This window comes from Streptomyces sp. bgisy159 (genome assembly GCF_057707805.1).
The window spans coordinates 156,404-171,323 of the sequence record NZ_JBYIQX010000015.1; the positions used below are offsets into that span (position 1 = coordinate 156,404).

Sequence of the window (14,920 nt, forward strand, 5' to 3'; positions counted from 1 at the left end):
GTGCCCATGACGCTGAGCATCCGCAACCAGTTCCCCGGCACGGTCACCTCCGTCACCCCCGGCGGTGTCATGGCCACCGTCGGCGTCCTGCTGACCGGCGGCCGCCACCTCACCGCCGCGATCACCCTGGAGGCCGCCGAGGAACTGGGTCTGGCCGAGGGCTCCGCCGTGCGCGCACTGGTGAAGTCCACGGAGGTGTCCCTGGCGACGGAGCCGGTCGCCGGCCTGTCGATCCGCAACCAGCTCCCGGGCACGGTCGCCGAGGTGTCCACCGGCGCCGCCATGGCCTCGGTGAAGGTCGCCGTCGACGACGGCACCCGGCTCACCGCCGCGATCACCAAGGACGCCGCCGTGGACCTCGCCCTCACCGCCGGCACCCCGGTCGTCGCCCTCATCAAGGCCACCGAGGTCGGTCTCGCGACCCCGTGACACGCCGAGGGCCCCCACCCGGCACGGGTGGGGGCCCTTCACGATGGGATCAGTCCTCGTACGCGTCCAGCGGCGGGCAGGAGCACACCAGGTTCCGGTCACCGAACGCCTGGTCGATCCGGCGCACCGGCGGCCAGTACTTGTCGGCGGCGGAGACACCGCCCGGGAAGACGGCGTCCTCGCGCGCGTACGCGTGCGTCCATTCCCCGCCGAGCGCGGCGGCGGTGTGCGGGGCGTTGCGCAGCGGGTTGTCCTCGGCCGGCCACTCGCCCGTGCCCACCTTCTCGATCTCCGCGCGGATCGCGATCATCGCGTCGCAGAACCGGTCCAGCTCGCTCAGGTCCTCCGACTCGGTGGGCTCGATCATCAGCGTGCCGGCCACCGGGAAGGACATCGTCGGCGCGTGGAAGCCGTAGTCGATCAGGCGCTTGGCGACGTCGTCGACGCTCACCCCGGTCGCCTTCGTCAGCGGCCGCAGGTCGATGATGCACTCGTGCGCGACCAGCCCGCCCGGCCCCGTGTACAGCACCGGGTAGTGCGGCTCCAGCCGCTTGGCGACGTAGTTGGCGGACAGCACGGCGACCTGGGTGGCCCGCTTCAGCCCCTCGCCGCCCATCAGCCGCACGTAGGCCCAGGAGATCGGCAGGATGCCCGCGGAGCCCCACGGCGCGGCCGAGACCGGCCCCACGCCGGTCTCCGGTCCGGCGGCGGGCTGCATCGGGTGGTTCGGCAGGTACGGCGCCAGGTGCGCGCGCACCGCGACCGGGCCGACGCCCGGGCCGCCGCCGCCGTGCGGGATGCAGAACGTCTTGTGCAGGTTCAGGTGGGACACGTCTCCGCCGAAGTGCCCGGGCTTGGCCAGGCCGACCAGGGCGTTCAGGTTGGCGCCGTCGACGTACACCTGCCCGCCCGCCTCGTGCACCCGGCCGCAGATGTCGGCCACGTGCTCCTCGAACACGCCGTGCGTCGACGGGTAGGTGATCATCAGCACGGCCAGCTCGTCCCGGTGCCGCTCGATCTTCGCCCGCAGGTCGTCGACGTCGATCTCGCCGTCCTCGGCGGTCTTGACGACGACGACCTTCATCCCGGCCATCACGGCGCTGGCGGCGTTGGTGCCGTGCGCGGACGACGGGATCAGGCACACCGTCCGCTGCTCGTCCCCGTTGGCCCGGTGGTACCCGCGCACGGCCAGCAGTCCGGCCAGCTCGCCCTGCGAACCGGCGTTCGGCTGGAGGGAGACCTTGTCGTACCCGGTGACCTCGGCGAGACGTTCCTCCAGCTCGCGGATGAGCGTGAGGTAGCCCGCCGCCTGCTCGGCCGGCGCGAACGGGTGCAGCTGCCCGAACTCGGGCCAGGTCACCGGCTCCATCTCGGTGGTCGCGTTGAGCTTCATGGTGCAGGAGCCCAGCGGGATCATGCCCCGGTCCAGCGCGTAGTCGCGGTCGGCGAGCCGGCGCAGGTAGCGCAGCATCGCGGTCTCGGACCGGTGCTGGTGGAAGACGGGGTGCGTGAGGACCTCGTCGTCGCGCAGCAGCGCCGCCGGAAGGGCGTCCTCGACGGCCGCGTCCAGCGCCTCGACGTCCCCGTCGACCCCGAACGCCGCCCACACCGCGGCCAGCTGGGCGCGCGTGGTGGTCTCGTCGCAGGCGGCCGAGACGTGGTCGGCGTCGACCAGGCGCAGGTTGACGCCGTTCTCCCGCGCGACCGTGACGACCTGGGCGGCCTTACCGGACACCCGCGCGGTCACGGTGTCGAAGAACCGCCCGTGCACGACCTCGACGCCGCCGGCGGCGAGCCCCGCGGCCAGGATCGCGGCGTACCGGTGCGTGCGCCGCGCGATCGTCCGCAGCCCTTCGGGCCCGTGGTAGACGGCGTACATGCCGGCCATCACCGCGAGCAGCACCTGCGCGGTGCAGATGTTGCTGGTCGCCTTCTCCCGGCGGATGTGCTGCTCACGCGTCTGCAGCGCCAGCCGGTAGGCCCTGTTCCCGTCCGCGTCCACGGACACGCCCACGAGCCGCCCGGGCAGGCTGCGCGCGAACTTCTCATGGACGGCCATGTAGCCGGCGTGGGGTCCGCCGAAGCCCATCGGCACACCGAACCGCTGTGTGGTGCCGACCGCGATGTCCGCGCCGAGCTCGCCCGGGGACTTCAGCAGGGTCAGCGCGAGCAGGTCGGCGGCGACGGTGACCAGCGCACCGAGGTCGTGCGCCTGGGCGATGAGCGCCTCGATGTCGCGCACCGCGCCGGACGCGCCGGGGTACTGGATCAGCACACCGTTGATCTCCCGCGCGGCGATGTCGGCGGGAATGCCCTCGCTGAGGTCGGCGACGACGACCTCGACGCCGGTCGGCTCGGCGCGGGTCTCGATCACGGCGATGGTCTGCGGCAGCGCGTCCGCATCGACCAGGAACAGGCCCTTCTTGTTCCTGCCCATGCGCCGGGACAGTGCCATGGCCTCGGCGGCGGCCGTGCCCTCGTCCAGCAGGGACGCGCCGGAGGTGGGCAGCCCGGTGAGGTCGGCGACCATCGTCTGGAAGTTCAGCAGCGCTTCCAGCCGCCCCTGGGAGATCTCCGGCTGGTAGGGCGTGTACGCCGTGTACCAGGCCGGGTTCTCCATGACGTTGCGCAGAATGACCGGCGGGGTGAACGTGCCGTGGTAGCCGAGGCCGATCATCGAGCCGAGGACCTGGTTGGAGTCGGCGAGCGAGCGCAGCTCGGCGAGCACCTCGGCCTCGGTGCGGGCGCCGGGAAGGTCCAGCGCGTCGGCGTTCTTGATGACGTCCGGGACCGCGGCGGCGGTCAGTTCGTCCAGCGAGCCGTACCCGACCTGGGCGAGCATCTTGGCCCGCGCCTCCTGGTCGGGCCCGATGTGGCGCTGCTCGAAGGGGATCCCTTGCTCCAGTTCGGAGAGCGGAGTGCGGTGGGCGGTCATGGCGGAGGCCTCCTGGTCTGACGCGACCTTCGAGGGACACCACGGCGCAGGTGTCCCGACGGCCTCCCCCTCTGTCATCTCAACCTGAGAGCTTCACCGGGGCGCCCGCGGGCGGCCGGTTTTCACCGTCGGTGAGAGCGGAAGCCGTCGACACCCGCCCTGCTTTCCAGAGTGACCTCGTCCGTGCGGTACGTGAGCCTGAGAGATTCCGGGGAGGATTTGCTCCTTCGGCGCCTCCGATGGTGTTCCGGAGGACTCTCCCGCACGGGGTCAGCAGCCGCTTGTCAGCCTACCAGCGAGGTCAACGCCGCAGCTTTCGAGTGGCCATCGCGCTGATTGTGCTCTTTTGTAGTGCTTACGGATGAGTTGCGACCATGTGGAGGGACCGTGCGCACCGACATCGATCCGCGCTACCTGATCGGCCGCAAGGCGTTCGACCGCAATGGCACCAAGATCGGCACGATCGACGAGGTCTACCTCGACGACGCGACCGGTGTTCCGGAGTGGGCGGCCATACGCACCGGCCTGTTCAGCAGGGACGCCTTCGTCCCGCTGGAGCCCAGCGAGCTGATCGAGGGCGCCCTGAGGATCCCCTACGACCGCGCCCTGATCAAGGACGCGCCCGACTTCGGGGTGGGCCGCCACCTCTCCCCGGAACAGGAGCTCCAGCTCTACCACCACTACGGCCTCGACGTGGCCGGTCCGTCCGCGCTCGCCGACCGCGACTTCGGGCACCTGGCCGGCGACACGGACGAGTCCTAGTCGCCCCGGCGGACGCCCCCGCACTGCCCGATCAGCGCCGCGAGGATTCCCTCCGGGTCGTACAGGGCCCGTGCCCCGCCGGAGACGACGCGGCGCGTCCCCGCGTCCACGGGGTCGGTGGCGGCCCAGGCCGGCGAGCCGACGCCCAACTCGATCTCCAGCCCCGAGCCGTCGGCATACCGCCACTCGGTGATGGGCCCCCAGCTTCTCGTCCGCACCGGTTCTCCGAGGCCGAGACCGGCGCCGAGAGCGCTTCCGTCGGCGTACCGCGCACGGTGGGTCGTCAGCAGGACCAGATCCACGTCGGAGTCCATCCGCGCCTCTCCCCGCGCACACGATCCGACGAGCAAGAGCCCCACCACGTCCGCCCGCCCCGCGGCCCACCGCGTGACCCGCTCGCACACCCGGCCGATCTCACCGGCCCGCTCCGGTGACACATCCGTCCCGGTCATGTGACGGCCCTCCCCTCGACCCCGTCGTGCGGCACCCGCTCCGCCCCCTTCGGAGGCTTGGCAGCCGACCCCGTCCGCGCCTCTCCCCGCACGGACGGCCGCGTCCTCTCCCCCGCACCGGCCTGCGGCTCCCGGGCCTCACCCGTCTCCGGCCTCTCCGGCACCAGGGGCAACGGCTCCGCCGGCTCCAGGTCCGGATCGTCGGCCCGGAACGTGCGCACCCGCCCCGGCACCCGGTCCGTCGGCGTCTCGAACCGCACGGTCACCCGTCCGAGCCCGCTGCCCTGCACCCATCCGTGCCCGAACTCGGCGTGCCGTACATCGTTCCCCGGGCGCCAGTGGTGCTCGGACGGCGTCGGCCCGGCCGGTTCCGCCTCCTCCCCCGGCGCCTCTTCCTCCGGCCCGTCGGCACCCTCCTCGGCGGCCTGGGCGAACAGGTCCTCCTGGGTGTAGTCGGCGAGGCCCGAAACCCCCACGCCCAGCAGCCGCACTCCGCCGGTCGTGTCGACGGAGTCCAGCAGCCGGGCCGCCGCCTCGCGCACCACCGCCGGATCGTCGGTGGGTCCGCGCAGCGTCTCGGAGCGGGTGAGCGTGGAGAAGTCGTACCGCCGCACCTTCAGCACGATCGTCCGTCCCGACAGGCCCGCCCCGCGCAACCGTCGCACGCACCGGTCGGCCAGTCGCCGCACTTCCGAGGCGACCCGGGCCCGGTCGTGGATGTCCACGTCGTACGTGTCCTCGACCGAGACGGACTTGGCCTCCCGCTCGGCCACCACCGGTCGCTCGTCCCGCGCCAGCGCCATGGCGTACAAGCCCTGCCCGTGGGCCTTCCCCAGCAGCCGCACCAGTTCGCCCTCGCCCGCCTCGACCAGCTCGTCGACGGTGGTGATCCCGGCCCGCCGCAGATGGTCCCCGGTCGCCGGCCCCACCCCGGGCAGGGTGCGCACGGACATCGGCCCGAGCAGCGCCCGCTCGGTACCGGGCTCGATGAGCACCAGCCCGTCCGGCTTGGCCTGTTCGGAGGCGATCTTGGCGAGCATTTTCGACACCGCCAACCCCACCGACCCGGTGAGCCCGGTGGTCGCCCGGATGTCCGCGCGCAGCCGCGTCCCCGCCAGGAGCGCCGACTCGCTGTCCCAGGCTGCTCCCCCGGCTTCCAGGTCCACGAAGGCCTCGTCCAGGCTCAACGGCTCCACCAGCGGTGACAGCATCCGCAGCAATGCCATCACCTGGTCGCTGATCGACCGGTAGAACGCCCCCCGTGGAAAGAGATAGGCCGCGTTCGGGGCGAGGCGGCGCGCCTGGGCCATGGGCATCGCCGAATGCACCCCGAACACCCGGGCCTCGTAGGACGCGGTGGCCACCACGCCGCGCGGCCCGAGGCCGCCCACCACCACGGCCTTCCCGCGCAGACTCGGCTTGGACGCCTGCTCCGCCTGGGCGAAGAAGGCATCCATGTCGAGATGCAGGATGGTGGGCGCGTTTCTCACATCTCCGATGCTGCACCACGCCACTGACAACGGCCCCGCGGCCCCCGGCCGCGATGTCGCCCGGCGGGTCAGACCGCGCGGTTGCGCCGTCGCGCCAGCTCGTCGGCGGGGTTGTGGCCGACCAGCGTCTCGCCGGTGTCGACGCGCTCCCCGTGCAGCTGTGACAGGGCGCTTTCCACGTCCCGCCACACGACGCCCACGGCGATCCCGAAGACGCCCTGGCCACCTTGGAGCAGCGTGTGGACCTCGTCCGGCGAGGTGCACTCGTAGACCGTGGCACCGTCGCTCATCAGCGTCATGCGCTCCAGGTCGCGGAAACCGCGTTCTCTGAGATGCTGCACGGCGGTGCGGATGTTCTGCAGCGAGACGCCGGTATCCAGAAAGCGCTTGACGATCTTGAGGACGACGACGTCGCGGAAGCTGTACAGCCTCTGCGTTCCCGATCCGTACGCCGGGCGGACGCTCGGCTCGACGAGCCCGGTGCGGGCCCAGTAGTCGAGTTGCCGGTAGGTGATCCCGGCGGCCGCACAGGCCGTCGGGCCGCGATAGCCGATCTGCTCGGACGCCATGGACGCCACCCCTCCGCCGCTCGGCACGGCCGTGGGTCGCTGCGGAGCGTGATCGGCCGCGCCACCGGGAAAGCGGTACGGAGCGTTCCCCCCGAACTCACGTCCAGGGGCACCCCCAGCCGTACCGTCGCCGCTGCTTCTCACGCCGACCTCCGTCCTTGACCTGCATTCTCGACGGTAGGCAGTCACCGGGGGTGCGTCAACGATCGCCACACTCGGCACGCCGAGTGATAATCACCCAAGGAGTGGTTTCCCGTACCCCACCGCGGGGAAAGGCTAGCCGAATGCGTTGATCGGGGGCCGTAGGACGCTCTCATGCGCCGGTGGCAATTGCCGGGCCCGGCGGCACGAGCGGCACTCCCACACCGCACGGCCGCCTCGTAGGCGCCTACTGGTTGCTGGAACCGAAGTCCTCGGGCGAGATCTGGTCGAGGAACTCGCGGAACTTCTCCACCTCGTCCTCCTGCTCGTCGGGGATCGCGATACCCGCGTCGTCCAGCACCGTGTCGCTGCCGTAGATCGGCGTACCGGTGCGCAGGGCCAGCGCTATGGCATCGGAGGGACGGGCGCTGACCTCCACGCCGCTGGCGAAGACCAGCTCCGCGTAGAAGACACCTTCCCGCAGGTCCGTGATGCGCACTTCGGTGAGCTCCTGGCCGACGGCCTCCAGCACGTCCTTGAAAAGGTCGTGCGTCAGCGGCCGGGCGGGGGCCATGCCCTGCTGGGCGAAGGCGATCGCCGTCGCCTCCCCCGGCCCGATCCAGATGGGGAGGTAGCGGTCGCCTCCCACTTCACGCAGGAGCACGATCGGTTGGTTGGAGGGCATCTCGACCCGGACACCTACGACATCGAGCTCGTTCACACAGCAACCCTAGGCCGTGTCCGAGACGTTTGGGTAGTCGGGCCGGGAACGCGCGCCCGATCCGCCGAGGGCGAACGCCTCAGGGCAGCCGCACTCCGAGCGCGGTCTGCACCAGCGCCGCGTGCAGTCTGACGGTGAGCCCCGCCAGCTCCTTGGCGCGGGCTTCCGCATGGGCCCTGGTCTGCGGATTGCGGTGCCGCTTGAGCGGGGCCACCACCTGGTCCACCAGACCGGCCTCCCGGTCCGCCGCCGCCTTCATCACCCGTAGGTGCCTCGGCTCGATGCCGAACCGTCCCAGCTCGGCGACCAGCGCGGCCACGGTGGCCGCCTCCGCGTCGTAGACCCCGTCCTCCAGGGGCACGACCAGCCCGTAGGCCTCCCACTCCGCCAGTTCCCGCTCACCGATCCCGGCGGCCGCCAGCAGCTCCTCCCGGCCGATCCGGGCGGCCGTGGGCCCGTCCCCCTGCTCCACGAGTGTCTCTCCGTCCCGCTGCCCGCCCAGCGAGGGCAGTGGTACGGACTCGCCGCGCTCCATCGCGTCCAGGTGCTCCCGGATCACCTTCAACGGCAGGTAGTGGTCCCGCTGCATCCGCAGTACGTATCCCAGGCGTTCGACGTCCTCCGCGCTGAACTTCCGGTACCCCGAGGGGGTGCGCTGCGGCTCGACGAGCCCCTCCGACTCCAGGAAGCGGATCTTGGAGATGGTGATGTCCGGGAACTCGTCGCGCAGCAGGTTGAGCACCGTGCCGATGCTCATCGGGCCGCCGTCCGCGGCGGCGGTGCCGTGGCCGGCACCGCCCCTCGGTGTTCGAAGCATGGACCTTCCCTGGGTTTCCCCCGGACAGTGTCCGGGGGAGGTCAGTAGCCCCGCTGGCTCGCGTAGAAGACCAGCCGGTACTTGCCGATCTGGACCTCGTCACCGTTCGACAGAGCGACCTGGTCGATGCGTTCGCGATTGACGTAGGTGCCGTTGAGACTGCCGACGTCGGCCACCGTGAACGAGCCGTCCGGGCCGCGCCGGAACTCCACATGGCGGCGCGAGACGGTCACGTCGTCCAGGAAGATGTCGCTCTGCGGATGACGGCCGGCCGTGGTCAGGTCGCCGTCCAGGAGGAAGCGGCTGCCGGAGTTCGGTCCCCGGCGCACCACCAGCAGCGCGGAGCCGAGCGGCAGCGCGTCGACCGCGGCCTGCGCCTCGGGCGAGAGAGCCGGCAACTGCGTCTGGCCGGTGGTCTCGGAGTCGTACGCCTCAAGACCGGAGATGGAGATGGTGGAGGTCGTCTCCGACGCACGCTCGGGCGTGAGGCCCGGACGCAGCGGAGCACCGCAGTTGGAGCAGAAACGGCTGCTTTCCGCGTTGCGGTTACCGCACCTCGAACACACAAGGGCCGACATAGGGGAAAACCCTCCACCCGTACTTGAGGTTGACGGTTGTCCGAAACCTATGCCGCCGGACTGGGCAGGGTCAACAGACGGCGCGCCCTGACCTCCGGAAGTGTCGCCGCCCGGACCGGGCACCTGGTCCCGGAACAGCGGCCGCTGACCCTCCGCGTCAGGCTGCGCGCGATGACGCGCGGTCGCGTTCTCGCCACCCTCTCGCGCGCTCTTGCCGAACAACTTCGCAAACAACTTCACGGGCGATTCCCCTTGACCGAAACAGACCCGCCCGTGGGGCAGGACGAACCCTGAACGAATACACCGGCCGACCCGGACACCTGCACAACGTCCGTATCCACCAGACAGTTTCCACCACGCACCCCCAGATCGGTGCGCCGACCCCCCGCAACCTCATGCCCCTGCCGGACGGCCCCCATGCACCCCCGCTTCACCGGGAGGACGACCGAGCGTAGTCAGGCTGCTCCGCCGCCCGCAAGGCGTCCACAACGATCTTGGTCGACCGCTCCACGGTAACGATGGCCTGCTCCTTCTCAAGAGTCTGCACCACGCCTCCAGGGATGTTGAGCGCCGGTTCGAGGTCCTGCGGCTTGCCGATGACCTTGAAACGATAAGGGGAGGTGATCTTGTTCCCGTCGACGCTCACGCTCTTGCCGGACTCCGACAGATACGTGTCGGCGACGACGCGCACGCCGTTCACCTGGATCGCCTCCGCGCCGGCGGCGCGCAGTTCCTGGATCGCGTCGAGCAGCATGTCCGCCTCGACCGTCCCCTTCGTGTCCTCGATGGTCATGGTGATGCCGGGACCCTGAGCCGCCACCGTGCCCGCCAGAATGCCGAGTTGGCGTTCCCTCTCGGCCGTCTGCCTGCGCGCCTCCTCGGCCTGGTCGGAACTGTTCTCCAACTCCCGACGCTGCTGCTCGAGTCCCTGCTTCTCGTCCTCAAGACGCTGACTGCGGTCATCGAGTTCATCGAGGATGCGAACGAGATCCTCCTGACGTGCCCCGCGCAGCGCGTTGTCGGTGTCACTGTTCGAGGCGACCTGTACCGCCAGGCCGAATCCCAGCCCGAACAACAGCACCGCGACGATCAGTTGGGCGCGGCTGACCCGCGGCGGCCACAGTCCCTTCACCAGCCGCTGGCGCCCGGTCAGCTCCGGCTCGCCGCTCTCCACGCGCGCGTGCGGCTCGTCCGGGGGTGCCGGCACCTCCGCGGGCAGTTCCCTGCGCAGCGGGTGCGGGGGCGCCTCGTCCCGGCCTTCCTGCTCGTTGCCGTCCTGGTTGCCGTCGTGGTTGTGCATCGGCCTCACGCCCGGAACACATGCCGGCGGATCGCCGCGGCATTGGAGAAGATACGGATGCCCAGGACGACTACCACGCCCGTGGACAGCTGCGCCCCCACGCCCAGCTTGTCTCCCAGGAAGACGATCAGGGCGGCCACCACCACGTTCGACAGGAACGACACGACGAAGACCTTGTCGTCGAAGATGCCGTCGAGCATGGCGCGCAGCCCGCCGAAGACGGCGTCCAGGGCCGCCACGACGGCGATCGGCAGATAGGGCTCGACGACCGCCGGCACCTCGGGCCGGACCAACAGCCCGGCCACCACTCCCACGATGAGGCCCAGTACGGCGATCACGATGTGCCCTTCTCCGTCCCACTTGTCGGCTGTGCTGTTCGTACGATCACACTCGGCGCCGCGGGCAGCCGGAGGTCGTCCTCCACGGAGATCGCGGTGCGGATGCCGAAGTTCTCCTGCAGGGCGTCCAGATACAGCCCGTCGGCACTGTTCTGGAACCGGGTCCTCAACCGGTCCCCGTCCCCCACCGCCAGCACCGTGTACGGCGGCACGAGCGGTTTGTTGTCGACCAGTATGGCGTCACCCGCAGCCCTGATCGCCGACAGCGCGGTCAGTCGCTGCCCGTTGATGGAAATGGCCTCGGCACCCGACTCCCACAGCCCGTTCACCACGCGTTGCATGTCACGGTCACGCACCCGCCCGGTGTCCGAGAACCCGGCCGAGTCACGAGGGTCGCCGCCGCCGGAGGTACCGGCCTCCTCGGCGTCGTCCACGACCAACTTCACGCCCGGCCCGTGCACCGGCACCGCTCCCGACAGGACGCCCACCAGCGACGCGCGGTCACCGCCGCCGCTGTCCTTGAGCGCCTCGCGCTGCCGCGCGCCGACGTCGGCGCGCAGCTCGTCCACGGACTTCTCCAGGTCGTCGACCGCGTCCGTCTCACGGTCGATGCGGTCGATCAGCTCCTCGCGCTCCTTGGCGACCACCGGGGCCGCCACGCGCGCCTGGGCCGCGCCCACGGTCACGACGAGGGCCGCCAGCACCAGTCCCGCAGCGAGCCCCAGCTTGGCCCGCAGCGTCTTGGGCAGACCGCCCTCGCCGTTCTTCCGGGCGGCGGCCTCGGCATAGCCGTCGTCGAGGCTGTGGTCCATGACGTTGGTGAGCAGCGACATGGACGCGTCCGGGCGCGGGGGACGCGCGGGTGTGCTCCGAACGGGGGGCGGCTGCGGCATGCCGCACATCGTCGCACGTTACGTCCGCTACCTCCGAACGGCCCCACCGATGTGCCGGACAGGCCCCCGGGGGGACACCTGTCCGGCACGCGCGCGTGCTACGCCGCTCAGCGCCCGGCGCTGTCCACGATGGCGGACCACTCGTCGAGCAGGGCCTGCGCGGACGCGTCGTCCGGCCCCTCGGCCCACAGATGCGTGACCGCCTCGGCCGGGTCGGGCAGCACCATCACCCACCGGCCGTCGGTCTCGACCACCCGCACGCCGTCGGTGGTGTCCACGAACCGGTCTCCGGCCGCCTCGACGACCCGCCGCATCACCAGGCCCTTGACGGCCCACGGGGTCGCCAGATCACGCTTGAGGACGTGCGCACGCGGGATCCGCGCGTCGATCTGGCTCAGCGTGAGCTGTGTCCGCGCCACCAGGCCGATCAACCGCACGAACGCCGCCGTCCCGTCGAACACGCTGCTGAAGTCCGGGACGATGAAGCCGCCCTTGCCGTCGCCGCCGAAGATCGTCGACTCGTCACGCCCCACACGGGTCAGGTCGTCGGGCGACGTCGTCGTCCACTCCACCTGGGTCCCGTGGTACGCCGCGACCTGCTCCGCGATCCGGGTGGTAGTCACCGGCAGGGCCACGCGCCCGCTGCGCCGCTCGGCGGCCACCAGGTCGAGCATCACCAGCAGTGCCCGGTCGTCCTCGATGATCCGGCCCTTCTCGTCCACCAGGGAGAGCCGTTCGCCGACGGGGTCGAACCGCACACCGAAAGCGGCCCGCGACGACGCCACTATCTCCCCGAGCCGCACCAGACCCCGGCGCCGCATATCGGCCGTCTCGGTCGGCCGGGACTCGTCCAGACCCGGGTTGATGGTCAGCGAGTCCACGCCGAGCTTGCCCAGCAGGCTCGGCAGTACGAGTCCGGCACTGCCGTTCGACGCGTCCACCACGACCTTCAGCCCGGATTCGGCGATCCCCGCGATGTCGACGTTCCGCAGCAGGGACCCGGTGTACGAGTCGAAGACGCTGGCCGGGAAGTGCAGGTCGCCGATCTCCCCGGGGAACGCACGCCGGTACTCCTGCCGCGCGAACACCCGGTCCAGCTTGCGCTGGCTGGCCTGCGACAGGTCGGCGCCCTGACCGTCGAAGAACATGATGTCGACGGAGTCCGGTACTCCGGGCGAGGTCCGGATCATGATGCCGCCGGCGCTCCCCCGCGCGGTCTGCTGCCGCGCCACGGGCAGGGGTACGTTCTCCAGGTCCCGTACGTCGATGGCGCTGGCCTGCAGCGCGGAGATCACCGCCCGCTTCAGCGCACGGGCACCGCGGGAGTGGTCGCGGGCCGTGGTGACCGTCGACCCCTTCTTCAAGGTGGTCGCGTAGGCGCCGGCGAGCCGGACGGCCAGCTCGGGCGTGATCTCGACGTTGAGGATCCCGGACACCCCGCGGGCGCCGAAGAGATGCGCCTGTCCTCGGGATTCCCAGATCACCGAGTTGTTGACGAACGCACCCGCCTCGATGGTCTTGAAGGGGTACACCCGCACATTGCCCTGAACGATCGATTCCTCGCCGATCAGGCATTCGTCACCGATGACGGCGCCGTCCTCGATCCGGGCCGCCCGCATGATGTCGGTGTTCTTGCCGACGACGCACCCGCGCAGATTGCTGTGGGGCCCGACATAGACGTTGTCGTGGACGACGGCCTTGTGCAGGAAGGCACCGCTCTTGACGACGACGTTCGAGCCGACGACGGTGTGCTCGCGGATTTCCGCGCCGGCCTCCACCTTGGCGTAGTCGCCGATGTAGAGGGGCCCCCGCAGAACGGCGTCGGGATGCACTTCGGCGCCCTCGGCGACCCACACCCCGGGGGAGATCTCGAAGCCGTCGATGTCGACGTCGACCTTGCCCTCCAGGACGTCGGCCTGCGCCTTCACGTAGCTCTCGTGAGTGCCGACGTCCTCCCAGTAGCCCTCGGCGACAAAGCCGTAGATCGGCTTGCCTTCCTTCATGAGCTGCGGGAAGACGTCTCCGGACCAGTCGACGGGTACGTCCGCCTCGACGTAGTCGAACACTTCGGGCTCCATGACGTAGATGCCCGTGTTGACGGTGTCCGAGAAGACCTGTCCCCAGGTCGGCTTCTCCAGGAAACGCTCGACCCGGCCCTCGTCGTCGACGATGGTGATCCCGAACTCCAGCGGATTGGGCACACGGGTCAGACAGACCGTGACCAGCGCGCCCTTTTCCTTGTGGAAGTTGATCAGCTCGGTGAGGTCGAAGTCGGTGAGTGCATCGCCGGAAATCACCAGGAAGGCGTCGTCCTTCAACGCCTCCTCGGCGTTCTTGACACTTCCGGCGGTACCGAGTGGCTTCTCCTCGTTGGCATACGTGAGCTCCATTCCGAGCTCTTCGCCGTCACCGAAGTAGTTCTTGACCAGTGACGCCAGGAACTGCACGGTTACGACGGTCTCGTTGAGGCCATGCCTCTTGAGCAGCCGCAGAACGTGCTCCATGATCGGCCGGTTGGCGACCGGCAGGAGCGGCTTGGGCATGCTTGAGGTCATGGGGCGCAGGCGCGTGCCTTCGCCACCGGCCATCACGACGGCCTTCATGTCGGAAGCGTCCTCCTTGAAGAGACGACGGTCTAGCCGACTTCACCCGTCAGATTGTCCCGCACTTTTCTCCGGCGGGCCATCGAGCCACTGCTGCCGTCATCGTCGACGGGCTCAGTCGGCCATGGCGTCCGCACGGACCAAGCGGCGGACCTGTACCACGTAGAGGACTCCTGCCCACCAGTACAGGGTTGTACCCCACCCTGCGAACGCCCAGCCGAAAACAGCAGCGACTGACGAGATCCACCCGTGCCCGTCGCTCAGGAGAAGGAGCGGGAAGGCGTACATCAGGTTGAACGTGGCGGCCTTCCCGAGGAAGTTCACCTGCGGCGGCGGATAGCCGTGCCGCCGGAGGATGCCCACCATGACCAGCAGAACCAGCTCGCGCGCCAACAGTACGGCGGTCAGCCAGAGCGGAAGAATCTCCCGCCAGGTCAGACCGACGAGAGTCGACAGAATGTAGAGCCGGTCGGCCGCGGGGTCGAGGAGCCGGCCCAGGCTGCTGACCTGGTTCCAGCGTCGCGCGAGCTTGCCGTCCAGATAGTCGCTGATCCCGCTCAGAGCCAGCACCAGCAGGGCCCATCCGTCGCTGTTGGGCCCTCCGAACTCGGGCCTGAGGATGAGCCACAGAAAGAGGGGCACGCCGACGAGACGCGCCATGCTGAGGATGTTCGGGATCGTGAGGACCCGGTCTGTCTGGACGCGGGTCTCCTGGACCTCCACCCGGGGGCCTCCAGTAGGAAAACGAACCAACGATGCCCCCTGACCCTACCTCAACGCAAAAAAGCTCCGGCTCCTGGGCTGTGTGCCCAGGAGCCGGAGCTGTAAAAGGAGTTCGGCGGCGTCCTACTCTCCCACAGGGTCCCCCCTGCAGTACCATCGGCGCTGTGAG

Annotated in this window: 14 protein-coding genes and 1 riboswitch; of the genes, 2 read left to right on the plus strand and 12 right to left on the minus strand. The window is 70.1% G+C overall.

Annotated features, from left to right (window positions below):
* Positions 1-6 precede the first annotated feature (6 nt).
* A complete protein-coding gene (locus AC3ET3_RS17495; RefSeq protein ID WP_432139014.1) occupies positions 7-429 on the plus strand; it encodes a TOBE domain-containing protein in 423 nt (140 codons plus the stop codon).
* Between the two features lie 49 nt (positions 430-478).
* Here the strand turns inward: AC3ET3_RS17495 and gcvP are convergent, their stop codons facing one another.
* On the minus strand, positions 479-3,364 hold the full coding sequence (gcvP, locus tag AC3ET3_RS17500) for an aminomethyl-transferring glycine dehydrogenase (RefSeq protein ID WP_435612442.1): 2,886 nt from the start codon (positions 3,362-3,364) through the stop codon (positions 479-481).
* Between the two features lie 176 nt (positions 3,365-3,540).
* A riboswitch (glycine riboswitch) is annotated at positions 3,541-3,637 on the minus strand.
* A 114-nt stretch (positions 3,638-3,751) separates the two neighbouring features.
* On the opposite strand from gcvP, the gene AC3ET3_RS17505 reads away from it, so the two are divergent.
* Entirely contained in the window at positions 3,752-4,126 is a 375-nt protein-coding gene (locus AC3ET3_RS17505; RefSeq protein ID WP_432139016.1) for a PRC-barrel domain-containing protein, read from the plus strand.
* On the opposite strand, the gene AC3ET3_RS17510 is transcribed toward AC3ET3_RS17505, so the two are convergent.
* The 11 genes from AC3ET3_RS17510 to clsA form a co-directional block, all read right to left on the minus strand.
* Complete coding sequence (locus tag AC3ET3_RS17510) at positions 4,123-4,578, minus strand: nucleotidyltransferase domain-containing protein (RefSeq protein WP_435612443.1); 456 nt, start codon at positions 4,576-4,578, stop codon at positions 4,123-4,125. The genes AC3ET3_RS17505 and AC3ET3_RS17510 overlap by 4 nt on opposite strands.
* A complete protein-coding gene (locus AC3ET3_RS17515; protein ID WP_432139018.1) occupies positions 4,575-6,068 on the minus strand; it encodes a DNA polymerase IV in 1,494 nt (497 codons plus the stop codon). Before AC3ET3_RS17515 ends, AC3ET3_RS17510 begins: the two co-directional genes overlap by 4 nt.
* A gap of 68 nt (positions 6,069-6,136) precedes the next feature.
* On the minus strand, positions 6,137-6,781 hold the full coding sequence (locus AC3ET3_RS17520) for a MerR family transcriptional regulator (protein ID WP_432139019.1): 645 nt from the start codon (positions 6,779-6,781) through the stop codon (positions 6,137-6,139).
* A gap of 244 nt (positions 6,782-7,025) precedes the next feature.
* Complete coding sequence (locus tag AC3ET3_RS17525; RefSeq protein ID WP_030833746.1) at positions 7,026-7,499, minus strand: bifunctional nuclease family protein; 474 nt, start codon at positions 7,497-7,499, stop codon at positions 7,026-7,028.
* Positions 7,500-7,578: 79 nt separating this feature from the next.
* Positions 7,579-8,316 (minus strand): transcriptional regulator FtsR, encoded by a 738-nt coding sequence (ftsR, locus tag AC3ET3_RS17530; protein WP_432139020.1) that lies wholly within the window; start codon positions 8,314-8,316, stop codon positions 7,579-7,581.
* 41 nt (positions 8,317-8,357) lie between these two features.
* Positions 8,358-9,242: a double zinc ribbon and FHA domain-containing protein gene (locus AC3ET3_RS17535; RefSeq protein WP_432139028.1), complete on the minus strand. Its 885-nt coding sequence runs from the start codon at positions 9,240-9,242 to the stop codon at positions 8,358-8,360.
* Between the two features lie 82 nt (positions 9,243-9,324).
* Positions 9,325-10,194, minus strand: a complete 870-nt coding sequence (locus AC3ET3_RS17540; RefSeq protein WP_432139021.1) for a DUF881 domain-containing protein — start codon at positions 10,192-10,194, stop codon at positions 9,325-9,327.
* 5 nt (positions 10,195-10,199) lie between these two features.
* Positions 10,200-10,532 carry a small basic family protein gene (locus AC3ET3_RS17545; protein WP_006134295.1) on the minus strand — a complete coding sequence of 111 codons (333 nt, stop codon included), beginning with the start codon at positions 10,530-10,532 and terminating at the stop codon, positions 10,200-10,202.
* Complete coding sequence (locus tag AC3ET3_RS17550) at positions 10,529-11,434, minus strand: DUF881 domain-containing protein (RefSeq protein ID WP_432139022.1); 906 nt, start codon at positions 11,432-11,434, stop codon at positions 10,529-10,531. Before AC3ET3_RS17550 ends, AC3ET3_RS17545 begins: the two co-directional genes overlap by 4 nt.
* 98 nt (positions 11,435-11,532) lie before the next feature.
* On the minus strand, positions 11,533-14,028 hold the full coding sequence (locus AC3ET3_RS17555; RefSeq protein ID WP_432139023.1) for a sugar phosphate nucleotidyltransferase: 2,496 nt from the start codon (positions 14,026-14,028) through the stop codon (positions 11,533-11,535).
* 114 nt (positions 14,029-14,142) lie between these two features.
* Positions 14,143-14,751, minus strand: a complete 609-nt coding sequence (gene clsA / locus AC3ET3_RS17560) for a cardiolipin synthase ClsA (RefSeq protein ID WP_432139024.1) — start codon at positions 14,749-14,751, stop codon at positions 14,143-14,145.
* Between the last annotated feature and the right edge of the window lie 169 nt (positions 14,752-14,920).

Coding starts and splice junctions, on each gene's coding strand:
- gcvP (WP_435612442.1), bottom strand. CDS start 3,364: ATGACCGCCCACCGCACTCCGCTCTCCGAACTGGAGCAAGGGATCCCC.
- AC3ET3_RS17555 (WP_432139023.1), bottom strand. CDS start 14,028: ATGAAGGCCGTCGTGATGGCCGGTGGCGAAGGCACGCGCCTGCGCCCC.
- ftsR (WP_432139020.1), bottom strand. CDS start 8,316: ATGCTTCGAACACCGAGGGGCGGTGCCGGCCACGGCACCGCCGCCGCG.
- AC3ET3_RS17495 (WP_432139014.1), top strand. CDS start 7: ATGACGCTGAGCATCCGCAACCAGTTCCCCGGCACGGTCACCTCCGTC.
- AC3ET3_RS17510 (WP_435612443.1), bottom strand. CDS start 4,578: ATGACCGGGACGGATGTGTCACCGGAGCGGGCCGGTGAGATCGGCCGG.
- AC3ET3_RS17550 (WP_432139022.1), bottom strand. CDS start 11,434: ATGTGCGGCATGCCGCAGCCGCCCCCCGTTCGGAGCACACCCGCGCGT.
- AC3ET3_RS17540 (WP_432139021.1), bottom strand. CDS start 10,194: ATGCACAACCACGACGGCAACCAGGACGGCAACGAGCAGGAAGGCCGG.